The organism is Roseateles violae (assembly GCF_030410485.1).
Classification (GTDB): Bacteria; Pseudomonadota; Gammaproteobacteria; order Burkholderiales; family Burkholderiaceae_C; genus Roseateles_D; species Roseateles_D violae.
The window spans coordinates 52,638-73,963 of the sequence record NZ_JAUHHC010000008.1; the positions used below are offsets into that span (position 1 = coordinate 52,638).

The following is a 21,326-nucleotide window of genomic DNA, read 5'->3' on the forward strand; positions in this document are numbered from 1 at the left end:
ACAGCGGGCAGATTGAACGCGCCAAGTCAGCAGCAAGAGGAACAAATAAATGAGCGAAAACGTGATTCGATTGCACAAGTGCGTCCTTGCAGGCGTACTGGATTCATCAATCCTTAGCGCCGTTCAGGTTGATGCGACTGCCCTTCAAGAGTGCGAAGTCCTCGACTTCAAGCAACAGGCGCCTACCACAGATCTTGAATATGCGAAGACTGCACGCGACCTGGTGGCGCTGCACAATTCTTACGGCGGCTTCTTGGTTTTCGGCGTTCGAGAGATCGAAAGGGACCGCGCGTTTGAGCTCATTGGCGTTGTTCCCGGAAGTGTCCAGATCGGCAAGCTGAGGGACCTAGCCCGCGCATACACAGGCAGCGAGCTGAGGATCCAAGCGAGTTCCAAGGTGCTCGATGGCAAATGCTTGGAGATTGTTTGGATCGCGAAGCGGTCCGTGGGTGAGAGCCCGGTCAAGTTCACGAAGAATGGCCCTGAGGAAAAGCCCGGCAAACTGTGCTTCAAGCGCGGTGACGTCGTCTTTCGAAGAATCGAGAGCAATGCAGTAGCGCAGCTTCCGGACGATTACGACTTCTTGTACTCGCCCAGGCGCCCGCCATCCATCGAGCTGTCAGCCACAGACTTTTCTGACGAAGATCCTCTCGAACACAATCTGCCAGATCGAGTCCTGGTTTGCTCTAAATTCGTCGGACGCCGAGAGGTCCTTGGTGACCTCTGGACATGGCTCGCGGATGACTTCTCGCGCGTGCGGCTGATCGCTGGCGAAGGAGGGCTTGGAAAGACGAGCCTGGCCTATCGGTTTGCCGAAGAAGTTGCATCGCGCCGCGTTAAGCCATTCGAGCAGGTTGTCTGGTTGACGGCTAAAAAGCGCCAGTTCATTCCCGCTGAGGATGCTCATCGAGAGAACTACCACACCAACTTCGAGGACGCTAATTCACTTCTAAAAGCGATCGCAACAGCACATGGTTGCGTCGACTCGGACTTCGAAGGACTCGATGCGCGGGAACTGCTTCAGCTTGCACTGGAAAGTTGTTCAACTATACCCAGCTTCCTGGTGATAGACGACGTTGACTCCTTGACGCCAGAGGATCAGCAACGCGCGCTTGAGCTCGGCATGCGCACCCCGGCCAAAACCAAAATGCTGCTGACTACGCGGGTGAATTTCTCGTACTCCCCCGACAACGTCTTGAAGCTGGACGGCCTGGAGAGCGATGAGTTCAAAGAGTATGTGAAGGTCGTCAGAGACCGCTATTGCCTTCCTGCAGTGAAAGATTCCAAGATCGAGCATCTCCGAGAGGTAAGTGGAGGCTCGCCGCTCTTTACGGACTCACTGCTGCGTCTTGAGCGGCGCGGCCTTACTCTGGACCAGGCCATCAACCAATGGAGAGGCGAAAAGGGCTTGGAGGCAAGAAAGGCGGCGCTGCAACGTGAAATCCAGCAGCTCAGTCGCGAAGCGAAGCGAACCCTGTACGTGATCAGCCACGTGAAGAGCGCTAGCTACGTCGAGCTTTTGCGTATCCTGGACTACGCGGAGCAAACGCTGGGCGACGCGCTTCAAGAGCTCGCAGGACTGTTCTTGGTGAGCGCCCCTTCAATCGGCCGGGAGGCTCGATATACCGTTGAGCCCAACACCGGACTGCTTGTCCTCGAGCTCGCACAAAGCTTGGGTATTGATCACGCGGCTCTCGTTGGCGCCGCAAAGAGGGCTCGTACTGACGCGGTCGGGCTCAGCATCCAGAAGCGATCCGGGATAGTTGGCCTGGCTATTGCTCAAGCAATTGCGTTCCTCAAGGAGGATGACCCGAAGGCAGCTCTTGAGGCGGTGGTCTCGGCAGATAAGCAGCTTACGAAGCCCAATGCTGACCTCCTCCTGGCCATTGGCCGATTCAGTCTCAAGCAAAGGCCGCCCCTTCGAGATCAAGCAAGTAAGGCCTTCACCGAGTCTTATGTGCTCGGGCAGCGCAAACAACTTCTTTTCGAGCTCTGGTTCGAGGCCGAGTACGGTCGCGGCAGCCTTGAGTCCGCGCTGGAAGTCACGAAGAAGGCAATCGACCACGACGTCGGGGATGTGTACCGCTGGTACGAGAAGAGTGCGCAAATCCACGTCGCCCTTGCTCGCAGGTCGGATTCGAGGGTCTCGATTGACTCTGCCATTCGAGAGGTTGACCTGGCGGTGTCGGACCTGAGAAGAGCAAAGGACCTCTGCAGCGGAGATCTTCAGTACCGGCAGATGGATCAGTTGCTTGGCCAGGCAATGAGCCTGAGGTCGCAACTCGCCGCAGGTAGCTAACTGTGAGCGTCGGCTTGTGCGTAAAAAGCAGCCGGCTGGGGTTTCGTGTCCGACGTCATCTGTCGCTGCAGAGCAAGCTTCCGACAATACATCGGTACACGATGCCCCAGTCCTCCGCCCCGGTCCGCCTGGCGCTACCTGCTGCGCGATCTGACTTGTCGGCCTAGACTAGCGGGGCAATCCCCTTACAGCGCATGTCCGACCCCGTCGCCGAACTGTTGGCCCAAGCAATGGCGCTTCAGCCGGAAGAAAGAGTACGGCTCGCCGAAGCACTGCTGGCCCGCCTCGATCCTCACGACACCGACGGAGGGTCAGCGTGGTATGTCGAGCTTCGCCGCCGAATTGACGAGTTCGAACGCGGCGCCGTTCAGCTAATCCCCGCTGAGCAGGCGTACCTTCAGGTACGAGGTTCTCTTGCCCGGCGAAGGCGCTGACTCGCCCTTTGTCGCGTAGTGAGCGCAGGTTCTAAGCGAAGTCGATTGGCAGTACTGCGCGGGCATGGCGCCGAAGGTCATGCATGCCTGAGCGATGATTCGTTGCCGCCAAATCGGCTCAGCTCAACGTCGTTACTCGATCGAGTTTTTCAACAGAATCGCTGCAAAGCGCTACGCCGTTGTCCGGGCACTTCAGGCAACCGGACGGGCCGTCGCGCTCGGCAACGACCGCAACTTCGGCGCGGCAGCGACAAGGCCTCAGTACAGCGATCCCATTGGCCGGCTGTCTGGTCCGGTGGAACTCAGCATAGGCACAGCTTGGGCACCGAGTACCGTGCCCAACTTTCTGCCTAATGGTCATCAAGCTTTATAGACCGTTGCTTATTTGCACCACATCTCGCCAAGGGGCACGGAACCCAATGGTCGATCGGCGCATCTCTCAATCCTGCTGGGCACGGCCTGGGCACGAGAAGGGCACAAATTGGGCACAGAATGCAAAAAGCCAACCTTTCGGCTGGCTTTCTTAACGACCTAAGTCGTTGATTTCATTACTTTATTCGGTGGTTGCGGGGGCAGGATTTGAACCTACGACCTTTGGGTTATGAGCCCAACGAGCTACCAGACTGCTCCACCCCGCGACTGAAGCTGGCAGTATAGTACATTTTCACGTCGCTCGTCAGATCCCCGCCGCGGAAAGCGAAGAAAGAAAGCGCGGCGCGTCCTGGAAGCCGATCACCCGCACGCCCTCGAGCTCGCGTCCATGCGCGTCGAAGAAGATCGTTCCCGGCGGGCCGAACAGCTTGAAGCGCTTCAGCAGTTCGCGATCCGCGGGGCTGTTGGCCGTCACATCGGCCTTCAGCAGGACCACCTTGGCCAGGCGCTCGCGCACCGCCGGATCGCTGAAGGTGAAGCGTTCCATCTCCTTGCAGGACACGCACCAGTCGGCGTAGAAATCCAGCATCACCGGCCGGCCGGCGCCGGCCAGCGCCGCGTCGAGCTCGGCGACGCTGCGCACCGTCTGGAAACGCAACTCGGCGCCGCCGCCGGCCGCCTCGCCCTTGGCCACGCCGCCCTGGGTCAGCATCACACCGGCCAGCGGCTTCAGCAGATCGGTACCGCCGGCGGCCGCCCCGACCAGTTGCAGCAGGCCATAGACCAGCGCGACGATGGCCACCGTCTTGCCGAGCCAGGCCTGCGCGCCGGGGCCGCCGGCAGCGCGGAACAGGCCCAGCAGCGCGGCGATGGCGATCAAGAGCGCGCCCCACAGCGCCTGCGCCAGCGCGGCCGGCAACAGCGGCTGCACCATCCACAGCGCCACGCCCAGTAGCAACAGGCCGAAGAACTGCTTGACGCCCTCCATCCAGGCACCGGCCTTGGGCAACAGCGCGCCGGCGGAGGCGCCGAGCAGCAACAGCGGCACGCTCATGCCGCAGGCCAGCGCAAACAGCGCGCTGCCGCCCAGCAGCACGTCGCGGGTCTGGCTCAGATAGACCAGGGCGCCGGCCAGCGGCGCGGCGACGCAGGGGCTGACGATCAGTGCCGAAACGCCGCCCATCAGGAACACGCCGCCGATGCGGCCGGCAGGCAGGCGTTGGGAGGCATTGGACAGGCCACCGCTCAGGCCCGAAGGCAGCTGCAGCTCGTAGGCGCCGAACATGGACAGCGAGAACAGCACCAGCGCCAGGGCGAACAGGGTCAGCACCCAGGGCTTCTGCAGCGCGGCGGCCAGGCCCTCGCCGGCCAGGCCGGCGGCGACGCCCAACGCGGTGTAGATCAGCGCCATGCCCAGGGAATAGCTGGCGGCCAGCAGCAGGCCGCGGCTGCGCGTGGCCTTGCCGCCGCTGCCGACGATGATGGAGGACAGGATGGGCAGCATCGGCAGCACGCAGGGCGTCAGCGACAGCAGCAGGCCGGCGACGAAGAACACGCCGACGATGGTCCAGAAGCGGCCCGATTGCAGGGCGGCATCGAGGCGGCCCGATTCGCTCAGCGGCGCCGCGGCCTCGGCGACCGCCGACGGCGCCGTGCCGGCCGACAGCGGATCGACGGCCTCCAGCCGCTTGACCGCGGCGCTGCCGCCGAAGCCGACCAGGCGGACCTCGTAGCGGCTGGTCATCGGTGGGTAGCACAGACCCTTGTCGGCGCAGCCCTGGCCGGTCACGCTGAGCGTGAAGGCGCCGCTGGCCTGCTCGACCGGCACGCGCACGCGCAACTGCTCGCGGTAGATCTCGACGGTCTTCTGGAAGGTCTCGTCGAACTTGGTCTTGCCGGCCGGCAGCTCCGGCGCGCCCAGCATCGCGCCCTGCGCCTCGGCCTTGAACTGCTCGCGGTACATGTAGTAGCCGGGCGCGATCTCGAACGTCACATCCACGCTCTTGTCGTCCAGCGGCTTGACGCTGAGCTTGAAGGCCTGTTCGGGGTCGAGGAAATCATCGGCCTGCGCGGGAAGCCACAGGGTGGCAAGCAGCAGCAGGACGAGCTGGAGAAGTCTTCGGGTCATGTCGGGAGCGGTTCGAGTGCAGTTTCGAGTGCGTCTAGGGCGCCAAGCCGGCGAGCTTAATCCGAATCGCCTCGGCTCGCCCAGCGGGCGGATGGCCGCCGCAAAGAGGCATAAAAAAAGCCAGCTCGAGAGCTGGCCTTTGCAGGGCTCGGTCGCGGGCGACCAGAGTCCTGGCTGCGATTACTCGGCGGCGACGCCTTCGGTCTCGCCTTCCGCACGGTCGACCAGCTCGACATAAGCCATCGGGGCGTTGTCGCCGACGCGGAAGCCCATTTTCAGGATGCGGGTGTAGCCGCCCGGACGCGCGGCGAAGCGCGGGCCCAGCACGTCGAACAGCTTGACGACCATGTCGCGGTCACGCAGGCGGTCGAAAGCCAGACGACGGTTGGCGACGGTCGGCTCCTTGGCCAGCGTGATCAGGGGCTCGACGACGCGACGCAGTTCCTTGGCCTTGGGCAAGGTGGTCTTGATCGCTTCGTGCTGCAGCAGCGAGTTGCACATATTGCGCAGCATCGCCTTGCGGTGCTCGCTGGTGCGGTTCAGTTTACGGAGGCCGTTACGGTGACGCATGGTGCTTTTCCTTTCCTACGATATTTCCCAGCAGCCGTATCAGGTACTGCCCGGGTGCACCGGGTGGCCGGAGGGCCACCCATTCTTGAAAATTAACGCTTGTCCAGACCTTGCGGCGGCCAGTTCTCGAGACGAGCACCCAGGGTGAGGCCGCGCGAAGCGAGGACTTCCTTGATCTCGTTGAGCGACTTGCGACCCAGGTTCGGGGTCTTCAGCAGCTCGGTCTCGGTACGCTGGATCAGGTCGCCGATGTAGTAGATGTTCTCGGCCTTCAGGCAGTTGGCCGAACGCACGGTCAGCTCGAGCTCGTCGACCGGACGCAGCAGGATCGGATCGAAGCTGCTGGAGCGCTGGGCCGGCTGGTCGAAGGCATCGACCAGGTCGGTGCCCTGCAGCTGGGCGAAGACGGCCAACTGCTCGACCAGGATCTTGGCCGAGGCGCGAATCGCTTCCTCCGGCGAGATGGCGCCGTTGGTCTCGATCTCCATGACCAGCTTGTCGAGGTCGGTACGCTGCTCGACGCGGGCGTTCTCGACGGCGTAGCTGACGCGACGCACGGGCGAGAAGGAGGCGTCCAGGACGATGCGGCCGATCGACTTGGTCGGCTCATCGCCATAGCGGCGCATCGTGCCGGGCACATAGCCGCGGCCCTTCTCGACCTTGATCTGCATGTCCAGCTTGCCGCCTTGCGACAGATGGGCGATGACGTGCTCGGGATTGATGATCTCGACGTCGTGCGGGGTCTGGATGTCGGCGGCCGTGACCGGGCCTTCGCCTTCCTTGCGCAGGACCAGGGTCACTTCCTCACGGTTGTGCAGGCGGAACACCACGCCCTTGAGGTTCAGCATGATGTGAACCACGTCCTCTTGCACGCCGTCGATGGCCGAGTACTCGTGCAGCACGCCGGCAATCGTCACTTCCGTCGGCGCATAACCCACCATCGAGGACAGCAGCACACGACGCAGGGCGTTGCCCAGGGTGTGGCCATAGCCGCGTTCGAACGGCTCCAGGGTCACCTTGGCGCGATGACCGCCGAGAGGCTCCACATTGATGGATTTGGGCTTGAGCAGATTTGTTTGCATGAGGTCTTTCTTTCAATACCCTCGGTTCGTTACACCGATAAGGCTGAGGGACCAGCCGGGCAAGCCGAAATGGCCCTGCCCAGACGAGGGAACGCCGACAGGGCCCGCCAGGGCTCCGTCGGCAACAGCGAAACGATTAACGCGAGTACAACTCAACGATCAGCGATTCGTTGATCTCAGCGCCGAACTCATCGCGGTCCGGAGCCTTCTTGAACACGCCTTCCAGCTTCGTGCCGTCGACCTGGACCCAGGCGGGCATGCCGACCGACTCGGCCAGCTTGAACGCATCCTGCACGCGCAGCTGCTTCTTGGCCTTCTCGCGCACGGCGACGGTGTCGCCGGCCTTGACCAGGTAGGAGGCGATGTTCACGACCTCGCCGTTGACGGTGATGCCCTTGTGCGAGACCAGCTGGCGCGCTTCGGCGCGGGTCGAGCCGAAGCCCATGCGGTAGACGACGTTGTCCAGACGCGATTCCAGCAGCTGCAGCAGGTTGGCGCCGGTCGAGCCCTTGCGGCGCTCGGCTTCGGCGAAGTAGCGGCGGAACTGGCGCTCCAGCACGCCGTACATGCGCTTGACCTTCTGCTTCTCGCGCAGTTGCAGGCCGAAATCGCTGGTGCGCTGGCCCGAGGTGCGGCCATGCTGGCCGGGCTTGGAGTCGAACTTGGCCTTGTCCGCGATCGAGCGGCGGGCGCTCTTCAGGAACAGGTCGGTGCCTTCACGGCGGGAAAGTTTGGCCTTCGGGCCGAGGTAACGTGCCACTTTGCGTGTCCTTCATCAATCTGACGCAAGGCCTAGGAAGAGGCGCCTGCGCGAGTCCGGCCAATGTTTTTATGGGCTCGGACGGTGGGCTTATCGAAGCTGCTGGGCGAACCCTTGACTTCAGCAAAACGGCCGACTGGCCCACAGCTAAGTTGCTGCGCGCCAGCCGGCTTGGGAAAACGAATTCGCGATTATCGCACTAAACCGCGAAGTTTAGATACGACGACGCTTCTGCGGACGGCAGCCGTTGTGCGGGACCGGCGTCACGTCCGAGATCGAATTGATCCGGATGCCGAGCGCTGCCAGCGCACGAACCGAGGACTCGCGACCCGGGCCCGGGCCCTTGATCTTGACATCCAGGTTCTTGATGCCCTGCTCTTGAGCAGCACGGCCGGCCACTTCGGCGGCGACCTGCGCAGCGAAGGGGGTCGACTTGCGCGAGCCCTTGAAGCCCTGGCCGCCCGACGAAGCCCAGCTCAGGGCGCCGCCTTGACGGTCGGTGATCGTGATGATCGTGTTGTTGAACGAAGCGTGGACGTGCGCAATGCCGTCGGCAACGTTCTTGCGAACCTTCTTGCGAACGCGCTGGGCAGCCGAGTTATTGGGTGCTTTTGCCATATTGACCTTCTTTCAATGCTTGCCGCAGATCACTTCTTGCCCGTAGCGGCCGACTTGCGCGGGCCCTTACGAGTGCGAGCGTTCGTGCGGGTGCGCTGGCCGCGCATCGGCAGGCCACGGCGATGACGGAAGCCGCGGTAGCAGCCGAGGTCCATCAGGCGCTTGATGTTGATCGACATCTCGCGGCGCAGATCGCCCTCGATGGTCATGCGACCCACTTCTTCACGGATCTTTTCCAGATCGGCGTCGGTGAGGTCCTTGACCTTCTTGTCGAACGGGATACCGCAAGCGGTGCAGATCTTCTGCGCGGTCGTACGGCCAATGCCGTAGATCGAGGTCAGACCGATCTCAGTGTGCTTTTGCGGCGGAATGTTGATACCAGCAATACGTGCCATGTGCGTCCTCTAATTCGCTCGTGTCGTGCGGCTATCAGCCCTGGCGCTGCTTGTGGCGCGGATCGGTACAGATCACACGCACCACGCCCTTGCGGCGGATGACCTTGCAATTGCGGCACATTGTCTTGACGGATGCCGAAACTTTCATAGCCTGCTCCTTGACTAACTTCTTAAGCGCTCTGCGCGTTACCCGGGGATAGAAAAGCTCACTTCGCCCGGAATACGATGCGAGCACGACTCAGGTCGTACGGGGTCAGTTCGACGGTCACCTTGTCGCCAGGCAGGATGCGGATGTAGTGCATGCGCATCTTGCCGGAGATGTGACCGAGAACGACGTGCCCGTTCTCCAGCTTCACACGAAACGTGGCATTGGGGAGATTCTCGAGAATCTCGCCTTGCATCTGAATGACGTCGTCTTTCGCCATGCCTACGGTTTCTGTTCGGTTGGATTGTTTTTAAAAACTTGGTTCAGCCTGTTCAGCTGGCCTTGAAATTTGCCTTCTTCAGCAGCGATTCGTACTGCTGGCTCATCACATAGCTCTGCACCTGGGCCCAGAAGTCCATCGTCACGACCACGATGATCAGCAACGAGGTGCCGCCGAAATAGAACGGCACGTTGTACTTCAAGGTCAGGAACTCCGGCAGCAGGCACACCCCAGTGATGTAGATGGCGCCGGCCAAGGTCAGGCGGGACAGGATCTTGTCAATATGCTTCGCGGTCTGCTCGCCCGGACGGATGCCCGGGATGAACGCACCACTCTTCTTCAGGTTGTCCGCGGTCTCACGGCTGTTGAACACCAGGGCCGTATAGAAGAAGCAGAAGAACACGATCGCAGCGGCGTACAGCAGCACATAGATCGGCTGACCCGGGCGCAGCATGTCGGCGATGTCCTTCAGCCAGCGCAGGCTGTCGCCGGTCGCGAACCAGCTGACCACCGTGGTCGGCAGCAGGATGATCGACGACGCGAAGATCGGCGGGATCACGCCCGACATGTTCAGCTTCAGCGGCAGGTGCGACGATTGACCGCCATACACCTTGTTGCCGACCTGACGCTTCGCGTAATTGACCAGGATCTTGCGCTGACCACGCTCGACGAACACGACACCGAAGGTGACCAGCACGACGATCGCCACGACGACCAGGAACGAAACCGCCCCCATCGCGCCGGTACGCACCAGCTCGGCCAGGCCGCCGATCGCACCGGGCAGACCCGCGGCGATACCGCCGAAGATCAGGATCGAGATCCCGTTGCCCAGACCGCGCTCGGTGATCTGCTCACCCAGCCACATCAGGAACATCGTGCCGGCCACCAGGCTGGACACCGCCGTCAGGCGGAAACCGAAGCCCGGGTTGATCACCAGACCGGCCGAGCTTTCCAGCGCCAGCGCGATGCTCAGGCTCTGGAAGATCGCCAGGCCCAGGGTGCCGTAGCGCGTGTACTGCGTGATCTTGCGACGACCTGCCTCGCCTTCCTTCTTCAGCGCTTCCAGCGTCGGCACCACATAGGTCATCAGCTGAATGACGATGGAGGCCGAGATGTAGGGCGTGATGCCCAGCGCGAAGACGGTGAAGCGCGACAGCGCACCGCCCGAGAACATATTGAACAGGGAGAGGATGCCACCTTCCTGACCCTTGAAGAACTGCTGCAGCTGGGCCGGGTCGATACCGGGCACGGGGATATGCGCCCCGATGCGATAGACGACCAGCGCCAGCAGCAGGAAAACAAGCCGGCGACGCAGGTCGCCGAACTTGCCGCTCTTGGCCAGTTGGTTTGCGTTGGTAGCCACTGTGCCCCGTTCCTATCGCTTTAGGCGACGACCGTGCCGCCAGCGGCTTCGATGGCTGCCTTGGCACCCTTCGTCGCGCCCACGCCTTTCAGCGTGATCTTGCGGCTGATCGAACCCGACAGAATGACCTTGACGGTCTTCGCCAGTTCCGGCACCAGGCCGACGGCCTTCAGCGTCAGCACGTCGATTTCGTCGCCGGCCAGCGCTTGCAGGTCGTCGAGGTTGATCTCGGCGTTGTACTTCAGCGATTGCGACTTGAAACCGCGCTTGGGCAGACGGCGCTGCAGCGGCATCTGACCGCCTTCGAAGCCGACCTTGTGGTAGCCACCGGCGCGCGACTTTTGACCCTTGTGGCCACGGCCAGCGGTCTTGCCCAGACCGGAGCCGATACCACGACCGACGCGGCGCTTGGCGTGCTTGGCACCTGCCGCGGGCTTGATCGTATTGAGTTGCATCTTCTTGTCCTCAGTTCGTGCGGCGCTTACAGCACCTGCACGAGATAGGCGATCTTGTTGATCATGCCGCGCACGGCCGGCGTATCTTCCAGCGTGCTCGTGCTGTTCAGCTTGCGCAGGCCCAGGCCGACCACGGTGGCGCGGTGCGAGGCACGCGTGCCGATCGGGCTGCGAACCAGCTTGACCGTCAGGGTTTTCTTGTCAGACATGTGTCTCTCCAGTGCAGCGATCAGCCGAGAATTTCTTCGACCGACTTGCCACGCTTGGCGGCGACTTCCGAAGCCGTGGTGGCGCGCTTCAGGCCATTCAGGGTGGCGCGAACCATGTTGTACGGGTTGGTCGAACCGTGGCTCTTGGTCACGATGTCGGTCACACCCATCACTTCGAAAACGGCGCGCATCGGGCCGCCGGCGATCACGCCGGTACCGGCCGGAGCCGGAGCCATGATCACGTGCGAAGCACCGTGCTCACCGACCACGTTGTGGTGGATGGTGCCGTTGCGCAGGCTGATCTTGACCATGTTGCGGCGAGCCGATTCCATGGCCTTCTGCACGGCGACCGGAACTTCCTTCGCCTTGCCCTTGCCCATGCCGATACGGCCATCGCCGTCGCCGACCACCGTCAGAGCGGCGAAGGACAGCGTACGGCCGCCCTTGACCACCTTGGTGACGCGGTTGACCGCGATCATCTTTTCCTTCAGGCCGTCGTCATTGCCTTCGGTCTGCGCGCGGGGTTGAAACTTTGCCATTTCGTATTCCTTATTGCGTCAGAACTGCAGGCCGGCTTCGCGAGCGGCCTCGGCCAGCGCCTTGACGCGGCCGTGGTAGGCGAAACCTGCACGATCGAACGCCACCTTCTCGATACCAGCGGCCTTCGCCTTCTCGGCGATGCGCTTGCCGATCAGCGTCGCGGCGGCCACATTGCCACCCTTGCCGGCGGCGCCCAGCTCGGCGCGGACTTCCTTTTCGGCCGTCGACGCGCTGGCCAGCACCTTGGTGCCGCAGTCGGAAATGACGCTGGCGTAGATGTGCAGGTTGGAGCGGAACACCGTCAGGCGTGCGACGCGCTGGATGGCGATCCGGGCGCGGGTCTGACGCGAACGACGGATGCGCTGTTCTTTCTTGGTCAACATTGCGCTGCTCCTTACTTCTTCTTGGTCTCTTTGAGGACGACCTTCTCTTCCGCATAGCGGATGCCCTTGCCCTTGTAGGGCTCGGGCGGACGGAAGGCACGCACCTCAGCGGCGATCTGACCCACCACCTGGCGGTCAGCACCCTTGATCAGGATTTCGGTCGGCGTGGCGCACGTCACCGTGATGCCAGCCGGCATGTCCTTCACCACCGGGTGAGAGAAACCGATCTGCAGGTTCAGCTTCTGGCCTTGGGCCTGGGCACGGAAGCCCACGCCGACCAGGGTCAGCTTGCGCTCGAAACCCTTGCTGACGCCGTTGACCATATTGTTCACCAGCGCACGCATCGTGCCGCTCAGCGCGTCGGCTTCGGCCGACTCGTTGGCGGGGGCGAAGGTCAGCTTGCCGGCGTCGTTCTTGACGACGACCTGCGGGTTGACCGCGCGCACCAGCGTGCCTTGGGCACCCTTGACGCTGATCTGCTCAGCGGAGATCGTCACATCCACACCAGCGGGGACGGCGATCGGCATTTTTCCAACGCGGGACATTGTCTGTCTCTCCTTGCGCTTAGGCGACGTAGCAGAGCACTTCGCCGCCGATACCGGCTTGACGTGCTTTGCGGTCGGTCATCACGCCCTGCGGGGTGGTGACAATCGCCACACCCAGGCCATTCATGACCTGAGGAATGTCGTGGCGGCCCTTGTAGATGCGCAGGCCGGGGCGGCTCACGCGCTCGATGCGCTCGATCACCGGGCGACCGGCGTAATACTTCAGCGCAATCTCCAGCTCCGGGCGGGCGGCTTCACCGCGCACCGCGAATCCGTCGATGTAACCCTCGTCCTTCAGGACCTTGGCGATCGCGACCTTCAGCTTGCTGGAAGGCATCACGACGCTGGGCTTCTCAACGCTCTGCGCGTTGCGAATGCGGGTCAGCATATCGGCGATAGGATCACTCATGCTCATTTGCGAAATCTCCTAATCGTGCCGATTACCAGCTGGCCTTGACGACACCGGGGATGTCGCCCTTGAAGGCCAGCTCGCGAATCTTGTTACGGCCCAGGCCGAACTTGCGGAAAGTACCGCGGGGACGGCCGGTCAACTCGCAGCGGTTGCGCTGGCGGGTCGGGTAGGCATTGCGGGGGAGCTTCTGCAGCTCCAGACGAGCGATATAACGCTCTTCGTCGGACTTCTTGGCGTCGTTGATGATCGCCTTCAGTTCCGCATACTTCTTGGCGAACTTGGCAACGAGTTGCTCGCGCTTCAGTTCACGCTGAATCAGGGAAAGTTTAGCCACGAGTCACCTCAGTTCTTGAACGGGAACTTGAACGAGGCCAGCAGCGCCTTCGCTTCGTCGTCCGTCTTCGCCGTCGTCGTGATGCTGATGTTCAGACCACGCAGAGCATCCACCTTGTCGTAATCGATTTCGGGGAAGATGATCTGTTCTTTGACGCCGATGTTGTAGTTGCCGCGGCCGTCGAACGAGCGACCCGAGATACCACGGAAATCGCGCACGCGCGGCAGGGCGATCGTCACGAAGCGGTCCAGGAATTCGTACATCTGGACGCCACGCAGCGTGACCATGCAGCCGATCGGCACGTTGTCACGGATCTTGAAGCCGGCGATGGCCTTCTTCGACTTCGTGATCACGGGCTTCTGGCCGGCGATCTTGGTCAGGTCGCCAACGGCGTGATCCATGACCTTCTTGTCGGCGACCGCCTCGCTCACGCCCATGTTCAGCGTGATCTTGGTGATGCGCGGCACTTCCATGATCGACTTGTAGCCGAACTTTTCAGTCAGGCTGGGGACGACCTTCTCGCGATAAAACTCTTGCAAACGAGCCATGTCGGACCTCTTAAGCCTTGATCTCTTCGCCGGTCGACTTGTAGACGCGCACCTTCTTGCCATCGGCGAGCAACTTGATGCCCACGCGGTCGGCCTTGCCGGATGCGGCGTTGAAAATCGCCACGTTGGATTGATGGATCGGCATCGTCTTGTCGACCACGCCGCCGGTGGTGCCCTTCATGGGATTGGGCTTGACGTGCTTCTTGACGACGTTGACGCCTTCCACCACCAGGTGTGCGTCATCGACACGCTGCGACACGGTGCCGCGCTTGCCCTTGTCGCGGCCGGTCAACACGATGACCTCGTCGCCTTTACGAATCTTGTTCATGGCAATACCTTTGACTTGACGATGCTCAGAGCACCTCAGGTGCCAGCGACACGATCTTCATGAAGCGCTCGGTACGCAGTTCACGCGTCACCGGGCCGAAGATACGGGTGCCGATCGGCTCCAGCTTGGCGTTCAGCAGCACGGCGGCATTGCCGTCGAACTTGACCAAAGAACCGTCTTGACGGCGCACGCCCTTGGCGGTGCGAACCACCACGGCGCTGTAGACCTCGCCCTTCTTGACGCGAGCGCGCGGAGCAGCTTCTTTGATGCTGACCTTGATGATGTCGCCAATATGCGCATAGCGACGCTTGGAACCACCAAGCACCTTGATGCACATGACGGACTTGGCGCCAGTGTTATCCGCGACGTCGAGCCGCGATTGCATTTGAATCATGTCTATCCCCAACTTGTCCCGAGTCACCCGCCGCAACAACGCGACGCGCTCATCAAGCAGTCTTGGGCCCGTAAGCTGCTCGTCTCGACCGTTGCAGTCGCGACGCCCAGCGGTTTGAGGGCGAACCCGAGGCCATAACGCACCACAAGATGCGCCTGGCTGATCGGCGAAGTCTTGGATTATGCAGTGAAACCCTAGGAGGCGTCAAGCAGTGATCCGAAAACAATTAGGGCGCGGACTCTGGGCTCCGCCCCCCCGGGGCGGGCGATCCGCCGCGCTCAGGCCTTGGCCTGGGCCAGCATCGTATTGGCGTCGCTGACCTCGAACTTGCCGGGCGCCTCGATGTTCAGCGTCTTGACGACGCCGTCCTCGACCAGCATCGAGTAGCGCTGCGAGCGCACCCCCATGCCGCGCGCGACCAGGTCCAAGGTCAGGCCGGTGGCCTGGGCAAAGGCGCCGCTACCGTCGGCCATCATGCGCACCTTGCCAGCGGTTTTCTGGTCGCGGCCCCAGGCGCCCATCACGAAGGCGTCGTTGACCGACACGCACCAGATCTCGTCGACGCCGGCCGCCTTCAGCGCCTCCGCCTGCTGCACATAGCCGGGCACGTGCTGGGCCGAACAGGTCGGGGTGAACGCACCGGGCAGCGCGAAGATGGCGATCTTCTTGCCGGCCGTGGCCTTCTCGATGTCGAAACTGTTCGGGCCCAGCGAGCAGCCATTGCCTTCGACCTCGATGAATTCCTGCAGCGTGCCCGCGGGCAGCTTGTCTCCGACTTTCAGCATTGTTTTCTCCGGTTGAAAATGAAAACGGCCGGCCGCCAGTATTCCAGCGTTCCGGCCGTCTGAGCAGCGCAGAGTTTAAGACCCCGCGTTGCGCACGACTTCAATAAAGTGTCGAAGCGAGGCTTAGACCGCTTCCGCCTTCTGGACCAAGCGGGTCACGACCCAGCTCTTGGTCTTGGACAGCGGACGGCCCTCGGCGATTTCGACCACATCGCCCATCTTGTACTCGCCCTTTTCGTCGTGGGCGTGGTACTTGCGGGAGGTAGCGACGATCTTGCCGTAGAGCTCGTGCTTCGAGCGACGCTCGATCAGCACGGTGACGGTCTTGGCGCGCTTGTCGCTGACCACACGACCCACCAGGGTGCGGGTGTTCTTCTCTTGAGCTTGCGTCATTTCGCGGCCCCCTTCTTCTCGTTCAAGATGGTCTTGGCACGAGCGATGTCGCGACGCGTCTTGCCCAACACGGTGTGGTTGGTCAGTTGTTGCGTCGCCTTTTGCATGCGCAGGCCGAAATGGGCCTTCAGCAGATCGGTCACTTCCTTTTCCAGGGCAGCGACATCCTTGCCACGCAGTTCAGATGCTTTCATGGTGTTCCTTCCCTTCAGGTACCGACCTGGCGGGCCACGAAGGTGCAGCTCAGCGGCAGCTTCGCAGCAGCCAGCGTGAACGCTTCGCGAGCCAGGGCTTCCGGCACACCGTTGATCTCGTAGAGCACCTTGCCGGGCTGAATTTCAGCGACGTAGTACTCCGGGTTGCCCTTACCGTTACCCATACGGACTTCGGCGGGCTTCTGGGAGATCGGCTTGTCGGGGAAGATGCGGATGAAGATGCGACCCCCGCGCTTGATATGGCGCGAGATTGCACGACGAGCAGCTTCGATCTGACGAGCCGTCAGGCGGCCGCGTTCGGTGGCCTTCAGGCCGAAGTCACCGAACGACACGGCGGCGCCGCGGGTAGCAACACCGGTGTTACGACCCTTTTGCTCCTTGCGGTATTTGCGACGAGCTGGTTGCAGCATTCTTATTCTCCTTTGGGCTCGCTAGCGGCCGGGGCTGCTGCGGGCTTGCGGACGACGCGCTTTGCGGCGGGTGCGCCTGCGCCAGCATCGGCCGGGGCACGGTCGCCACCGGGACGGCCACGGCCACCCGGAGCACCCGGACGGGCGTTGCGACGCGGACGACGGTCATCTTCGGCACCTGCCGGCGTGTTGATCACCGGCGCCTCGCCATTGGCCAGGCGGTCACCGCGGTAGACCCACACCTTCACGCCGATGACGCCATAGGTCGTCTTGGCTTCGGAGAGGCCGTAGTCGATGTCGGCCTTCAGCGTGTGAAGGGGCACGCGACCTTCGCGGTACCACTCGCAACGAGCGATTTCGATGCCGTTCAGACGGCCCGAGGACATGATCTTGATGCCCTGGGCGCCCAGACGCATCGCGTTCTGCATCGCGCGCTTCATCGCGCGGCGGAACATGATGCGCTTTTCCAGCTGCTGGGTGATCGAGTCGGCGATCAGCTGAGCATCGATTTCGGGCTTGCGCACTTCCTCGATGTTCACGGCCACCGGCACGCCCAGACGCTTGGTCAGTTCGGCCTTCAGGTTTTCGATGTCCTCACCCTTCTTGCCGATCACCACGCCCGGACGAGCCGAGAAAATGGTGATGCGGGCGTTCTTGGCGGGGCGCTCGATCAGGATGCGCGAAACGGCAGCATTCTTCAGCTTGGCCTTGAGGTAGTCGCGAACCTTCAGGTCTTCGGCCAGCATGGTGGCGAAGTTCTGGTTCGAGGCATACCAGCGCGACGCCCAGTTACGGGTGACGGGCAGGCGGAAGCCGGTCGGATGAATTTTCTGTCCCATAGTCTTCCTTCAGCCTTCAGTTGCCGACCGACACGAAGATGTGGCAAGTGGGCTTGCTGATGCGGTTGCCGCGGCCCTTGGCGCGGGCAGAGAAACGCTTCAGCGTGGCACCTTGCTCCACATAGATCGTGGTGACCTTGAGCTCATCAATGTCAGCGCCGTCGTTGTGCTCGGCGTTGGCGATGGCGCTCTCCAGCGCCTTCTTGATGATCACGGCTGCCTTCTTCTGGGTGAATTCCAGGATGTTGAGCGCCTGGTCCACCTTCTTGCCGCGGATCATGTCAGCCACCAGTCGACCCTTGTCGACCGACAGGCGGACGCCGCGTACGATTGCACGGGTTTCCATTGTCTCTAGTCCTTACTTCTTCCCGGCCTTCTTGTCGGCCGGGTGGCCCTTGAAGGTGCGGGTCAGTGCGAATTCGCCCAGCTTGTGGCCGACCATCTGGTCGGACACATAGACCGGCACGTGCTGCTTGCCGTTGTGCACGGCGATCGTCAGACCGATGAACTCGGGCAGGATCGTCGAGCGACGCGACCAGGTCTTGATAGGCTTCTTGTCCTTGGCGGCAACCGCCTTGTCGACCTTGGCCATCAGGTGGTGGTCGACGAACGGGCCCTTCTTCAGCGAACGAGTCATGGCCTAGCCCTTACTTCTTGCGACGCGAGACGATGAACGTCTGCGTGCGCTTGTTGTTACGAGTGCGGAAGCCCTTCGTCAGGGTGTTCCACGGCGACACGGGGGCCTGACCCTCGCCGGTGCGGCCTTCGCCACCGCCGTGCGGGTGATCGACCGGGTTCATCGCCGTACCGCGAACGGTCGGGCGGATACCCTTCCAACGGATCGCGCCGGCCTTGCCGTACTGGCGCAGCTGATGCTCTTCGTTGGACACCTCGCCGATCGTGGCGCGGCAGTCGATGTGGATCTTGCGCACTTCGCCGGAGCGCAGACGCAGCTGAGCGTAGACGCCTTCGCGAGCCATCAGCACCACGGACACGCCGGCCGAACGCGCGATCTGCGCACCCTTGCCGGGCAGCATCTCGACGCAGTGGATCGTCGAGCCGACCGGGATGTTGCGGATCGGCAGCGTGTTGCCGGCCTTGATCGGGGCTTCCGCGCCGCTCAGAACCGTTGCGCCGACTTCCAGACCGCGCGGAGCGATGATGTAGCGACGCTCACCGTCGGCATAGCACACCAGAGCGATGTGGGCCGTACGGTTCGGGTCGTACTCGATGCGCTCAACCTTGGCCGGAATGCCGTCCTTGTTGCGCACGAAATCGACCACACGGTAGTGGTGCTTGTGACCACCGCCCTTGTGGCGCATCGTGATGTGACCGTTGTTGTTACGGCCGGAATTCTGCTTCTGGGGCTCGAGCAGCGAAGCTTCCGGAGCGCCCTTGTGCAGGTGCTTGTGCACGACCTTGACGACGCCGCGGCGGCCGGGCGAAGTAGGCTTGACTTTAACGACGGCCATTACGCAGCCTCCCCGGAGAAGTTGAGCTCTTGGCCCGCCTTCAGAGCGACATACGCCTTCTTGACGTGGTCGCGACGGCCGGCACGGCCGCCAAAGCGCTTGGCCTTGCCCTTCACGTTCACCACATTGACCGACTCGACCTCGACCTTGAACATCAGTTCAACAGCGGCCTTGATCTCGGGCTTGGTGGCGTCGCGCAGGACCTTGAACAACACTTGGTTGTGCTTCTCGGCAACCGCCGTGGCCTTTTCGGACACGATGGGAGCCAGCAGCACCGAGGCCAGACGGCCTTCAGCATATTTCGGGGCGCTCATGCCAGCATCTCCTTGAGTTGCTCCATCGCGGCCTTCGTCACAAGAATCTTCTTGTAATGAACCAGCGACAGCGGATCGGCGTAGCGCGGCTCGCAGACCAGCACGTTGTGCAGGTTGCGCGAAGCCAGCAGCAGGTTGTCGCTGACTTCGTCGGCGATCAGCATCACCGACTCCAGGCCCATGGCCTTGAACTTGGCAGCCAGCAGCTTGGTCTTCGGCGCTTCGATCGAGATCGAGTCGACGACGGCCAGGCGGCCTTCACGAGCCAGCTGCGAGAGGATGGCGGCCATGCCGGCGCGGTACATCTTCTTGTTCAGCTTGTGCGTGAAGTTTTCGTCGGGCATGTTCGGGAAGATCCGACCACCCCCGCGCCACAGCGGCGACGAAGTCATACCGGCACGTGCACGGCCCGTTCCCTTTTGGCGGAACGGCTTCTTCGTCGAGTGATGAACTTGTTCGCGGTCCTTCTGGGCGCGGGTGCCTTGACGGGCGTTGGCCTGGAAGGCCACGACCACCTGGTGCACCAGGGCTTCGTTGTAATCGCGAGCGAAGACGGTGTCAGGAGCGTCCACCTTGGAGGTGGCCTGACCTTGTTCGTTCAGGAGCTCGAGCTGCATCAGTTGGCTCCCTTCTTGACCTTGACCTTGACGGCCGGGCGCACGACCACATGGCCGTTCTTGGCACCCGGAACAGCACCACGGACCAGCAGCAGCTGACGGGCTTCGTCAACGCGCACGATGTCCAGGTTCTGAACGCTCACGGTCTCGTCACCGAGGTGGCCCGACATTTTCTTGCCCGGGAACACGCGACCCGGATCCTGCGCCATCGAGATGGAGCCAGGAACGTTGTGCGAGCGGCTGTTACCGTGCGAGGCGCGCTGCGAACCGAAGTTGTGGCGCTTGATCGTGCCCGTGAAGCCCTTACCGATGGACGTGCCCTGCACGTCGACCAGCTGGCCGGCAGCGAACATCGTCACCGGCAGCGAGGCGCCGGCCTTGTATTCGGCAGCCACTTCGGCAGCGACACGGAATTCCTTGAGGACTTGACCGGCTTCGACGCCCGCTTTCGCGAGGTGGCCGGCTTCCGGCTTGGTCACGCGCGATGCTTTGCGCGTGCCGAACGCCACCTGGATGGCGCTGTAGCCGTCGGTCTCTTCGGTCTTGATCTGGGTCACGCGGTTGTTCGACACGTCGAGCACCGTCACGGGAATGGCGTCGCCATCGTCCGTGAAGATGCGCATCATGCCCACCTTGCGGCCCAGCAATCCGAGACGATTGCTAAGACTCATGTTTTTTCTCCAAATGCCTGACATCGATTGGCCAGGCTGACCAGATGCACCGCTTGCTGGTAAAGGCAGCTTTGGATCTCTCCAAACGGCGCGCTTACACCCGCCAAAGATGACACTTTTGGCGGAAAGACGGCGAGTATAGCGTGAACCCTAGGATTCATGCAAGCCCACCGTCGAAGGCCCAGAACAAAGGGCTCCCGAAGGAGCCCCCTTGCGCTTGACGCCGATCGCGTCGCAGCTTTACTGCAGCTTGATCTCGACGTCCACGCCGGCCGGCAGATCCAGCTTCATCAGCGCGTCGACCGTCTTGTCGGTCGGGTCGACGATGTCCATCAGACGCTGGTGCGTGCGGATTTCGAACTGGTCGCGCGAGGTCTTGTTGACGTGCGGCGAACGCAGGATGTCGAAACGCTGCATGCGGGTCGGCAGAGGCACCGGGCCCTTGACGATCGCGCCGGTGCGCTTGGCGGTGTCCACGATTTCCAGAGCCGACTGGTCGATCAACTTGTAGTCGAACGCTTTCAGGCGGATGCGGATCTTTTGCTTTTGCATGACGATTCCTTCAAAGAACGGATTTGTGTGAGGCCCGGACGCAGCGCCCGGGCTCGTTCACGCAAAAGAAGATTTACTCGAGGATGGTAGCCACGACGCCCGAGCCGACGGTACGACCGCCTTCACGGATGGCGAAGCGCAGACCCTGCTCCATGGCGATCGGGGCGATCAGCTTGACGGTGATCGACACGTTGTCGCCCGGCATGACCATTTCCTTGTCCTTCGGCAGCTCCACGGCACCGGTCACGTCCGTCGTGCGGAAGTAGAACTGGGGACGGTAGTTGTTGAAGAACGGGGTGTGGCGACCGCCCTCTTCCTTGCTCAGCACATAGATCTCAGCAGTGAAGTGGGTGTGCGGCTTGATCGAGCCGGGCTTGGCCAGCACTTGGCCGCGCTCGACGTCTTCGCGCTTGGTGCCGCGCAGCAGGATGCCGACGTTGTCGCCAGCCTGGCCCTGGTCCAGC

34 protein-coding genes and 1 tRNA gene are annotated in these 21,326 nt (G+C 62.3%); 2 read left to right on the forward strand and 33 right to left on the reverse strand.

Going from position 1 to position 21,326, the window contains the following annotated elements:
- Nucleotides 1-49: 49 nt before the first annotated feature.
- Both QWJ38_RS23315 and QWJ38_RS23320 read left to right on the forward strand, forming a co-directional pair.
- Complete coding sequence (locus QWJ38_RS23315; RefSeq protein ID WP_290361538.1) at nt 50-2,299, forward strand: ATP-binding protein; 2,250 nt, start codon at nt 50-52, stop codon at nt 2,297-2,299.
- Nucleotides 2,300-2,493: 194 nt separating this feature from the next.
- Nucleotides 2,494-2,733: an addiction module protein gene (locus tag QWJ38_RS23320; protein ID WP_290361539.1), complete on the forward strand. Its 240-nt coding sequence runs from the start codon at nt 2,494-2,496 to the stop codon at nt 2,731-2,733.
- Nucleotides 2,734-3,294: 561 nt separating this feature from the next.
- Here QWJ38_RS23320 and QWJ38_RS23325 read toward each other — a convergent pair.
- The 33 genes from QWJ38_RS23325 to QWJ38_RS23485 form a co-directional block, all read right to left on the reverse strand.
- A tRNA-Met gene (locus QWJ38_RS23325) sits at nt 3,295-3,371 on the reverse strand.
- A 38-nt stretch (nt 3,372-3,409) separates the two neighbouring features.
- The gene (gene dsbD, locus QWJ38_RS23330; protein WP_290361540.1) at nt 3,410-5,233 is read right to left on the reverse strand and encodes a protein-disulfide reductase DsbD; all 1,824 of its coding nucleotides are present in this window, start codon (nt 5,231-5,233) and stop codon (nt 3,410-3,412) included.
- Between the two features lie 180 nt (nt 5,234-5,413).
- Nucleotides 5,414-5,803, reverse strand: coding sequence for a 50S ribosomal protein L17 (gene rplQ / locus QWJ38_RS23335; RefSeq protein ID WP_290361541.1), 390 nt, complete (start codon nt 5,801-5,803; stop codon nt 5,414-5,416).
- Between the two features lie 92 nt (nt 5,804-5,895).
- Nucleotides 5,896-6,885, reverse strand: a complete 990-nt coding sequence (locus tag QWJ38_RS23340; RefSeq protein ID WP_124448780.1) for a DNA-directed RNA polymerase subunit alpha — start codon at nt 6,883-6,885, stop codon at nt 5,896-5,898.
- Between the two features lie 136 nt (nt 6,886-7,021).
- Nucleotides 7,022-7,645: a 30S ribosomal protein S4 gene (rpsD, locus tag QWJ38_RS23345; protein ID WP_290361542.1), complete on the reverse strand. Its 624-nt coding sequence runs from the start codon at nt 7,643-7,645 to the stop codon at nt 7,022-7,024.
- 213 nt (nt 7,646-7,858) lie between these two features.
- Nucleotides 7,859-8,263, reverse strand: a complete 405-nt coding sequence (gene rpsK, locus QWJ38_RS23350; RefSeq protein WP_056194196.1) for a 30S ribosomal protein S11 — start codon at nt 8,261-8,263, stop codon at nt 7,859-7,861.
- A gap of 29 nt (nt 8,264-8,292) precedes the next feature.
- Nucleotides 8,293-8,658 (reverse strand): 30S ribosomal protein S13, encoded by a 366-nt coding sequence (rpsM, locus tag QWJ38_RS23355; protein ID WP_290361543.1) that lies wholly within the window; start codon nt 8,656-8,658, stop codon nt 8,293-8,295.
- A gap of 34 nt (nt 8,659-8,692) precedes the next feature.
- The gene (gene rpmJ / locus QWJ38_RS23360; protein WP_290361544.1) at nt 8,693-8,806 is read right to left on the reverse strand and encodes a 50S ribosomal protein L36; all 114 of its coding nucleotides are present in this window, start codon (nt 8,804-8,806) and stop codon (nt 8,693-8,695) included.
- Between the two features lie 58 nt (nt 8,807-8,864).
- Complete coding sequence (gene infA / locus QWJ38_RS23365; RefSeq protein WP_009855680.1) at nt 8,865-9,083, reverse strand: translation initiation factor IF-1; 219 nt, start codon at nt 9,081-9,083, stop codon at nt 8,865-8,867.
- 52 nt (nt 9,084-9,135) lie between these two features.
- Nucleotides 9,136-10,446 carry a preprotein translocase subunit SecY gene (gene secY / locus QWJ38_RS23370; protein ID WP_290361545.1) on the reverse strand — a complete coding sequence of 437 codons (1,311 nt, stop codon included), beginning with the start codon at nt 10,444-10,446 and terminating at the stop codon, nt 9,136-9,138.
- 20 nt (nt 10,447-10,466) lie between these two features.
- Nucleotides 10,467-10,901: a 50S ribosomal protein L15 gene (gene rplO, locus QWJ38_RS23375; RefSeq protein ID WP_290361546.1), complete on the reverse strand. Its 435-nt coding sequence runs from the start codon at nt 10,899-10,901 to the stop codon at nt 10,467-10,469.
- A gap of 26 nt (nt 10,902-10,927) precedes the next feature.
- A complete protein-coding gene (rpmD, locus tag QWJ38_RS23380; protein ID WP_195795820.1) occupies nt 10,928-11,110 on the reverse strand; it encodes a 50S ribosomal protein L30 in 183 nt (60 codons plus the stop codon).
- Between the two features lie 20 nt (nt 11,111-11,130).
- Nucleotides 11,131-11,649, reverse strand: a complete 519-nt coding sequence (gene rpsE, locus QWJ38_RS23385) for a 30S ribosomal protein S5 (protein WP_290361547.1) — start codon at nt 11,647-11,649, stop codon at nt 11,131-11,133.
- 18 nt (nt 11,650-11,667) lie between these two features.
- Nucleotides 11,668-12,033, reverse strand: coding sequence for a 50S ribosomal protein L18 (gene rplR / locus QWJ38_RS23390; RefSeq protein WP_290361548.1), 366 nt, complete (start codon nt 12,031-12,033; stop codon nt 11,668-11,670).
- Nucleotides 12,034-12,044: 11 nt separating this feature from the next.
- Nucleotides 12,045-12,578, reverse strand: coding sequence for a 50S ribosomal protein L6 (rplF, locus tag QWJ38_RS23395; protein ID WP_290361549.1), 534 nt, complete (start codon nt 12,576-12,578; stop codon nt 12,045-12,047).
- A 19-nt stretch (nt 12,579-12,597) separates the two neighbouring features.
- Complete coding sequence (gene rpsH / locus QWJ38_RS23400; RefSeq protein WP_290361550.1) at nt 12,598-12,993, reverse strand: 30S ribosomal protein S8; 396 nt, start codon at nt 12,991-12,993, stop codon at nt 12,598-12,600.
- A gap of 25 nt (nt 12,994-13,018) precedes the next feature.
- Nucleotides 13,019-13,324: a 30S ribosomal protein S14 gene (gene rpsN, locus QWJ38_RS23405; RefSeq protein WP_290361551.1), complete on the reverse strand. Its 306-nt coding sequence runs from the start codon at nt 13,322-13,324 to the stop codon at nt 13,019-13,021.
- A gap of 8 nt (nt 13,325-13,332) precedes the next feature.
- Nucleotides 13,333-13,872 carry a 50S ribosomal protein L5 gene (rplE, locus tag QWJ38_RS23410; protein ID WP_290361552.1) on the reverse strand — a complete coding sequence of 180 codons (540 nt, stop codon included), beginning with the start codon at nt 13,870-13,872 and terminating at the stop codon, nt 13,333-13,335.
- A gap of 10 nt (nt 13,873-13,882) precedes the next feature.
- Nucleotides 13,883-14,200: a 50S ribosomal protein L24 gene (gene rplX, locus QWJ38_RS23415; protein WP_290361553.1), complete on the reverse strand. Its 318-nt coding sequence runs from the start codon at nt 14,198-14,200 to the stop codon at nt 13,883-13,885.
- A 25-nt stretch (nt 14,201-14,225) separates the two neighbouring features.
- Nucleotides 14,226-14,594 (reverse strand): 50S ribosomal protein L14, encoded by a 369-nt coding sequence (rplN, locus tag QWJ38_RS23420; protein WP_290361554.1) that lies wholly within the window; start codon nt 14,592-14,594, stop codon nt 14,226-14,228.
- 278 nt (nt 14,595-14,872) lie between these two features.
- Nucleotides 14,873-15,379: a peroxiredoxin gene (locus tag QWJ38_RS23425; protein ID WP_290361555.1), complete on the reverse strand. Its 507-nt coding sequence runs from the start codon at nt 15,377-15,379 to the stop codon at nt 14,873-14,875.
- A 123-nt stretch (nt 15,380-15,502) separates the two neighbouring features.
- Nucleotides 15,503-15,772, reverse strand: coding sequence for a 30S ribosomal protein S17 (gene rpsQ, locus QWJ38_RS23430; RefSeq protein WP_290361556.1), 270 nt, complete (start codon nt 15,770-15,772; stop codon nt 15,503-15,505).
- Nucleotides 15,769-15,966, reverse strand: coding sequence for a 50S ribosomal protein L29 (gene rpmC / locus QWJ38_RS23435; protein ID WP_290361557.1), 198 nt, complete (start codon nt 15,964-15,966; stop codon nt 15,769-15,771). Before rpmC ends, rpsQ begins: the two co-directional genes overlap by 4 nt.
- Before the next feature lie 14 nt (nt 15,967-15,980).
- Complete coding sequence (rplP, locus tag QWJ38_RS23440; RefSeq protein WP_290361558.1) at nt 15,981-16,397, reverse strand: 50S ribosomal protein L16; 417 nt, start codon at nt 16,395-16,397, stop codon at nt 15,981-15,983.
- Nucleotides 16,398-16,399: 2 nt separating this feature from the next.
- On the reverse strand, nt 16,400-17,236 hold the full coding sequence (gene rpsC, locus QWJ38_RS23445; protein ID WP_290361559.1) for a 30S ribosomal protein S3: 837 nt from the start codon (nt 17,234-17,236) through the stop codon (nt 16,400-16,402).
- 16 nt (nt 17,237-17,252) lie between these two features.
- On the reverse strand, nt 17,253-17,582 hold the full coding sequence (rplV, locus tag QWJ38_RS23450; protein ID WP_290361560.1) for a 50S ribosomal protein L22: 330 nt from the start codon (nt 17,580-17,582) through the stop codon (nt 17,253-17,255).
- 12 nt (nt 17,583-17,594) lie between these two features.
- Nucleotides 17,595-17,873 (reverse strand): 30S ribosomal protein S19, encoded by a 279-nt coding sequence (rpsS, locus tag QWJ38_RS23455; RefSeq protein ID WP_199593713.1) that lies wholly within the window; start codon nt 17,871-17,873, stop codon nt 17,595-17,597.
- Nucleotides 17,874-17,883: 10 nt separating this feature from the next.
- On the reverse strand, nt 17,884-18,708 hold the full coding sequence (rplB, locus tag QWJ38_RS23460) for a 50S ribosomal protein L2 (protein ID WP_290361561.1): 825 nt from the start codon (nt 18,706-18,708) through the stop codon (nt 17,884-17,886).
- Entirely contained in the window at nt 18,708-19,022 is a 315-nt protein-coding gene (rplW, locus tag QWJ38_RS23465) for a 50S ribosomal protein L23 (RefSeq protein WP_290361562.1), read from the reverse strand. Before rplW ends, rplB begins: the two co-directional genes overlap by 1 nt.
- On the reverse strand, nt 19,019-19,639 hold the full coding sequence (gene rplD, locus QWJ38_RS23470) for a 50S ribosomal protein L4 (RefSeq protein WP_290361563.1): 621 nt from the start codon (nt 19,637-19,639) through the stop codon (nt 19,019-19,021). Before rplD ends, rplW begins: the two co-directional genes overlap by 4 nt.
- Nucleotides 19,639-20,310 carry a 50S ribosomal protein L3 gene (gene rplC / locus QWJ38_RS23475; RefSeq protein ID WP_290361564.1) on the reverse strand — a complete coding sequence of 224 codons (672 nt, stop codon included), beginning with the start codon at nt 20,308-20,310 and terminating at the stop codon, nt 19,639-19,641. The genes rplD and rplC overlap by 1 nt, the downstream gene beginning before the upstream one ends.
- A 240-nt stretch (nt 20,311-20,550) precedes the next feature.
- Nucleotides 20,551-20,862, reverse strand: a complete 312-nt coding sequence (gene rpsJ, locus QWJ38_RS23480; protein WP_019561663.1) for a 30S ribosomal protein S10 — start codon at nt 20,860-20,862, stop codon at nt 20,551-20,553.
- Nucleotides 20,863-20,935: 73 nt separating this feature from the next.
- Nucleotides 20,936-21,326, reverse strand: a 391-nt coding sequence (locus QWJ38_RS23485; protein ID WP_491572024.1) for an EF-Tu C-terminal domain-related protein, incomplete at its 5' end; no start/stop codon positions are given.

What these genes read in the sequence shown, in the direction of transcription:
- QWJ38_RS23315 (WP_290361538.1), top strand. Translation starts at nt 50, where the DNA reads ATGAGCGAAAACGTGATTCGATTGCACAAGTGCGTCCTTGCAGGCGTA.
- QWJ38_RS23320 (WP_290361539.1), top strand. Translation starts at nt 2,494, where the DNA reads ATGTCCGACCCCGTCGCCGAACTGTTGGCCCAAGCAATGGCGCTTCAG.
- dsbD (WP_290361540.1), bottom strand. Translation starts at nt 5,233, where the DNA reads ATGACCCGAAGACTTCTCCAGCTCGTCCTGCTGCTGCTTGCCACCCTG.
- rplQ (WP_290361541.1), bottom strand. Translation starts at nt 5,803, where the DNA reads ATGCGTCACCGTAACGGCCTCCGTAAACTGAACCGCACCAGCGAGCAC.
- QWJ38_RS23340 (WP_124448780.1), bottom strand. Translation starts at nt 6,885, where the DNA reads ATGCAAACAAATCTGCTCAAGCCCAAATCCATCAATGTGGAGCCTCTC.
- rpsK (WP_056194196.1), bottom strand. Translation starts at nt 8,263, where the DNA reads ATGGCAAAAGCACCCAATAACTCGGCTGCCCAGCGCGTTCGCAAGAAG.
- rpsM (WP_290361543.1), bottom strand. Translation starts at nt 8,658, where the DNA reads ATGGCACGTATTGCTGGTATCAACATTCCGCCGCAAAAGCACACTGAG.
- rpmJ (WP_290361544.1), bottom strand. Translation starts at nt 8,806, where the DNA reads ATGAAAGTTTCGGCATCCGTCAAGACAATGTGCCGCAATTGCAAGGTC.
- infA (WP_009855680.1), bottom strand. Translation starts at nt 9,083, where the DNA reads ATGGCGAAAGACGACGTCATTCAGATGCAAGGCGAGATTCTCGAGAAT.
- rplO (WP_290361546.1), bottom strand. Translation starts at nt 10,901, where the DNA reads ATGCAACTCAATACGATCAAGCCCGCGGCAGGTGCCAAGCACGCCAAG.
- rpmD (WP_195795820.1), bottom strand. Translation starts at nt 11,110, where the DNA reads ATGTCTGACAAGAAAACCCTGACGGTCAAGCTGGTTCGCAGCCCGATC.
- rpsE (WP_290361547.1), bottom strand. Translation starts at nt 11,649, where the DNA reads ATGGCAAAGTTTCAACCCCGCGCGCAGACCGAAGGCAATGACGACGGC.
- rplR (WP_290361548.1), bottom strand. Translation starts at nt 12,033, where the DNA reads ATGTTGACCAAGAAAGAACAGCGCATCCGTCGTTCGCGTCAGACCCGC.
- rplF (WP_290361549.1), bottom strand. Translation starts at nt 12,578, where the DNA reads ATGTCCCGCGTTGGAAAAATGCCGATCGCCGTCCCCGCTGGTGTGGAT.
- rpsH (WP_290361550.1), bottom strand. Translation starts at nt 12,993, where the DNA reads ATGAGCATGAGTGATCCTATCGCCGATATGCTGACCCGCATTCGCAAC.
- rplE (WP_290361552.1), bottom strand. Translation starts at nt 13,872, where the DNA reads ATGGCTCGTTTGCAAGAGTTTTATCGCGAGAAGGTCGTCCCCAGCCTG.
- rplX (WP_290361553.1), bottom strand. Translation starts at nt 14,200, where the DNA reads ATGAACAAGATTCGTAAAGGCGACGAGGTCATCGTGTTGACCGGCCGC.
- rplN (WP_290361554.1), bottom strand. Translation starts at nt 14,594, where the DNA reads ATGATTCAAATGCAATCGCGGCTCGACGTCGCGGATAACACTGGCGCC.
- QWJ38_RS23425 (WP_290361555.1), bottom strand. Translation starts at nt 15,379, where the DNA reads ATGCTGAAAGTCGGAGACAAGCTGCCCGCGGGCACGCTGCAGGAATTC.
- rpsQ (WP_290361556.1), bottom strand. Translation starts at nt 15,772, where the DNA reads ATGACGCAAGCTCAAGAGAAGAACACCCGCACCCTGGTGGGTCGTGTG.
- rpmC (WP_290361557.1), bottom strand. Translation starts at nt 15,966, where the DNA reads ATGAAAGCATCTGAACTGCGTGGCAAGGATGTCGCTGCCCTGGAAAAG.
- rplP (WP_290361558.1), bottom strand. Translation starts at nt 16,397, where the DNA reads ATGCTGCAACCAGCTCGTCGCAAATACCGCAAGGAGCAAAAGGGTCGT.
- rpsC (WP_290361559.1), bottom strand. Translation starts at nt 17,236, where the DNA reads ATGGGACAGAAAATTCATCCGACCGGCTTCCGCCTGCCCGTCACCCGT.
- rplV (WP_290361560.1), bottom strand. Translation starts at nt 17,582, where the DNA reads ATGGAAACCCGTGCAATCGTACGCGGCGTCCGCCTGTCGGTCGACAAG.
- rpsS (WP_199593713.1), bottom strand. Translation starts at nt 17,873, where the DNA reads ATGACTCGTTCGCTGAAGAAGGGCCCGTTCGTCGACCACCACCTGATG.
- rplB (WP_290361561.1), bottom strand. Translation starts at nt 18,708, where the DNA reads ATGGCCGTCGTTAAAGTCAAGCCTACTTCGCCCGGCCGCCGCGGCGTC.
- rplW (WP_290361562.1), bottom strand. Translation starts at nt 19,022, where the DNA reads ATGAGCGCCCCGAAATATGCTGAAGGCCGTCTGGCCTCGGTGCTGCTG.
- rplD (WP_290361563.1), bottom strand. Translation starts at nt 19,639, where the DNA reads ATGCAGCTCGAGCTCCTGAACGAACAAGGTCAGGCCACCTCCAAGGTG.
- rplC (WP_290361564.1), bottom strand. Translation starts at nt 20,310, where the DNA reads ATGAGTCTTAGCAATCGTCTCGGATTGCTGGGCCGCAAGGTGGGCATG.
- rpsJ (WP_019561663.1), bottom strand. Translation starts at nt 20,862, where the DNA reads ATGCAAAAGCAAAAGATCCGCATCCGCCTGAAAGCGTTCGACTACAAG.